The organism is Neisseria sp. HMSC065C04 (assembly GCF_001815375.1).
GTDB lineage: Bacteria > Pseudomonadota > Gammaproteobacteria > Burkholderiales > Neisseriaceae > Neisseria > Neisseria flavescens_D.
Genome location: NZ_KV820394.1, coordinates 1 through 3,353, shown reverse-complemented (window position 1 = coordinate 3,353; position 3,353 = coordinate 1). Strand labels below are relative to the sequence as shown.

Annotated in this window: 3 protein-coding genes; 2 read left to right on the top strand and 1 reads right to left on the bottom strand. The window is 45.3% G+C overall.

Features of this window, described 5'->3' with window-relative positions:
• The coding region (gene tssK, locus HMPREF3022_RS02440; protein WP_070765091.1) for a type VI secretion system baseplate subunit TssK at positions 1 to 1,066 on the bottom strand (1,066 nt) is incomplete at its 3' end.
• Positions 1,067 to 1,225: 159 nt separating this feature from the next.
• Here tssK and tssB point away from each other — a divergent pair.
• Both tssB and tssC read left to right on the top strand, forming a co-directional pair.
• Positions 1,226 to 1,726: a type VI secretion system contractile sheath small subunit gene (gene tssB / locus HMPREF3022_RS02435; protein WP_049332195.1), complete on the top strand. Its 501-nt coding sequence runs from the start codon at positions 1,226 to 1,228 to the stop codon at positions 1,724 to 1,726.
• A gap of 38 nt (positions 1,727 to 1,764) precedes the next feature.
• Positions 1,765 to 3,300: a type VI secretion system contractile sheath large subunit gene (gene tssC / locus HMPREF3022_RS02430; protein ID WP_049332198.1), complete on the top strand. Its 1,536-nt coding sequence runs from the start codon at positions 1,765 to 1,767 to the stop codon at positions 3,298 to 3,300.
• The last annotated feature ends 53 nt before the right edge of the window (positions 3,301 to 3,353 follow it).

The window sequence follows — 3,353 nt, the reverse complement described above, 5'->3', positions numbered from 1 at the left end:
CGGAGTCGGAATGGGCGGAAAGATAAAACTCTGCATCAGCATTGATTCGGTCATCAAATATCTGGGCGCGCCAATGCGTCGATTTCAGATGCTCCAGTGACAATTCGATAACAGGGGAAGGAATAACCTCATCCAGCAAATCACGGATCTTTTGTTCCAAACGGTTGAATGTTCCAAACAAATCAAAGTGATCATATGAGTCTATTTCTTTAACGGACTCGTTAGCTCTAAAGGTATACAGCATACCCAGCAGGCGTACTAAAAGTTTATAAAACTCTTCCGGATGCTTCTGCGGGTAATCATTCAGGTGCTTCAATTCCGGATAAATGGTATTTAAGCCATGCAAAAACCAAAACAGCATCGAATCGGAAACTGAAAAATCAACGACACTTTCGCTCCGAGAGCGGCGGCGGGCAGACAAATTCTCTATACGGGATAATACCATCAAAGTGATGCGGTTAAGACAAGAGAATAAAGTTTCTGACCCTGTTATGGATAACAATGGCGGGATATAGTTTTTAGCCCAAACAAAAGCACCCGTCTCATCTTTCTCTATTGCACCGATAGGACAGGTAATATAGTCGTCATTTTGTTCAAAATCGAAACGAATGGTGAGATTCAATCCCTCCACCGCAAACTCTGTTTCCTCGGTAGAGAAAATATCCTCCACCTTCTCAAAGCTCTTAACAAAGCGCTTGGGCGTATCTTTGGTTTCATTCTCATCTACCAAATTTGAAACATGTGCCTGATAGACTGGCAGTGCCAACAATACAACATTTCGTTGCTGTAAAGGCAGACCTTCGATATTGCGCACATTGACGTGGCGTCCGCCGGCCTGCAAATCAATTAAGGTGCCATCCGGCAAGCATGCTTGAAGTGTATCTAATTTGATTTTTCCAACTTCTAATGCCTGACGGTCAAATTCACATTGAAAACAGCCCCATCTAAAATCCCCCATCATTCTCATTAACAGGGCATGCATATGATTATTGAATTTGTCTTGTTGTTGAAAATGTTGAGGCGATAAGAGTACCCCCTCTTCCCATAACGGCTTGTGAAATTTCACTGAAAAACCTTTTTCCGGTAAATTTGAATACGATAGACAAGCTATCTGTCTAACATTTATACTAACCAATCAGGATATTTCCTGACCCCATACCTTGCATTTTATTTGAAAAAATGACATAAGTGTCATTTAATCTATCAAAAAAGGATAAATTTCATCGTGAGCAAAAGTTTTCAAAACGAAGTTCCGCCTTCCCGTATCAATATTAAATTGGACTTGCATACCGGCGGCGCACAAAAAAAGGTTGAGTTGCCGCTTAAGCTTTTAGTAACCGGCGATTACAGCAACGGCCAAGATAAACGCGACCTTGCCGAAAAAGAAAAAGTCAATATCAACAAAAACAACTTTGATTCAGTATTATCCGATTTCAATCCTAAAGCCAATCTGACCGTCAAAAACACACTCTCTCCTGCCGGCGGCGAGATGAATGTGAATTTGGATTTCAAATCCATGCGCGACTTCCATCCGGAACAAATTGCCCAGAATGTGCCGGAATTGCGTGCCTTGCTGGCTATGCGCAACCTGCTTCGCGATTTGAAATCCAACTTATTGGACGATTCTGCTTTCCGTCGCGAATTGGAAGCCATTCTGCGTGACGAAAACCTGTCTGCCGAACTGCGCGACCGTCTTGAAAAAATCGCACCTATCAATAATAAGTAACATCAAAGGCCGTCTGAAATACCCGTAAGGATTCAAATATGCAAAAAAGCCAAAAGGCCCAAGCCCAAACTACAGTTATCGAACAAGAAAGCACAAACAGTGTTTATGAAGATCTGTGTAAAAAAATCAATCTGAACGCCGTTGACTCCGTCATCGATATCGAGCAATTCCAAAGTGCCGAGAAAATGTCGGAAGCCTCTGCCGACGAGCGTATCGCCGCAGCCGTCAGCGTCTTCATGAAAATGATCCAAGACTCTTCCCAAAAAGTGGAACGCCTGGACAAAAGCCTGCTCGATTACCACATTGCCCGTATCGACGAACAACTCAGCCGTCAACTGGATGAAATCCTCCATAACGAAGAATTTCAAAAAATCGAATCCGCATGGCGCGGTTTGAAATTCTTGGTCGACCGAACCGACTTCCGTCACAATGTCAAAATTGAAATTCTTGATGTTTCCAAAGAAGATTTGATTCAAGACTTTGAAGATGCGCCTGAAATCGTGCAAAGCGGACTGTACCGCCACACTTACAGCAACGAATACGACACCCCGGGCGGCGAACCTATCGGCGCCGTGATTTCAAACTACGAATTTGACCGCAGCCCTCAAGATATGGCTTTGCTGCGCAATATCTCGCGTGTTTCCGCTTCTGCACATATGCCATTTATCGGCTCGGTCGGCGCATCTTTCTTCGGCAAAGAAAGCATGGAGGAAGTGGCCGCCATCCAAGATTTGGCCAACTATATGGACCGCGCCGAATACATCAAATGGAAAAGCTTCCGCGAGACAGACGATGCACGCTATATCGGCTTGACCCTTCCCCGCTTCCTCGCCCGTCTGCCGTACGGCAGCGACACCGTGCCTGTCCGCAGCTTCAATTATGAAGAACAGGTAAAAGGTACGGAGCATAACCGCTATTTGTGGGCAAATGCATCATTCGCCTTTGCCGCCAATATGGTGCGCAGCTTCATCAATAACGGCTGGTGCGTCCAAATTCGCGGCCCGCAGGCCGGCGGCTTGATTGAAGATTTGCCTATTCACATGTACGACTTGGGCACCGGCAATCAAATGAAAATCCCGACAGAAGTCCTGATTCCGGAAACCCGTGAATTCGAATTTGCCAATCTGGGCTTTGTTCCGCTGTCTTTCTATAAAAACCGTGATTACGCCTGCTTCTTCTCCGCCAACTCAGCTCAGAAACCCGCGTTGTATGAGACCAAGGAGGCAACCGCAAACAGCCGCATTAACGCCCGTTTGCCTTACGTCTTCCTGCTTTCCCGTCTGGCGCACTACCTCAAACTGATTCAGCGTGAAAACATCGGTACCACCAAAGACCGCCGCATGCTTGAGTTGGAACTGAATAATTGGATCAATACCCTGGTAACGGAAATGACCGACCCGAGCGACGAGTTGCAGGCAACACATCCGTTGAGAGAGGCAAAAGTATTGGTCGAAGATATCGAAGACAACCCGGGTTTCTTCAAAGTCCGCCTGTTTGCCCGTCCACATTTCCAAATCGAAGGCTTGGATGTCAACTTGTCATTGGTATCTCAAATGCCTAAAGAAAAGAAATAAGCAATTAGGTAAACTTGAAAAATCCTCTTTCCTTTTGGGAAAGAGGATTTTTT

Excerpts from the sequence above, each read along its gene's own strand:
- tssC (WP_049332198.1), top strand. The coding sequence starts at position 1,765 with ATGCAAAAAAGCCAAAAGGCCCAAGCCCAAACTACAGTTATCGAACAA.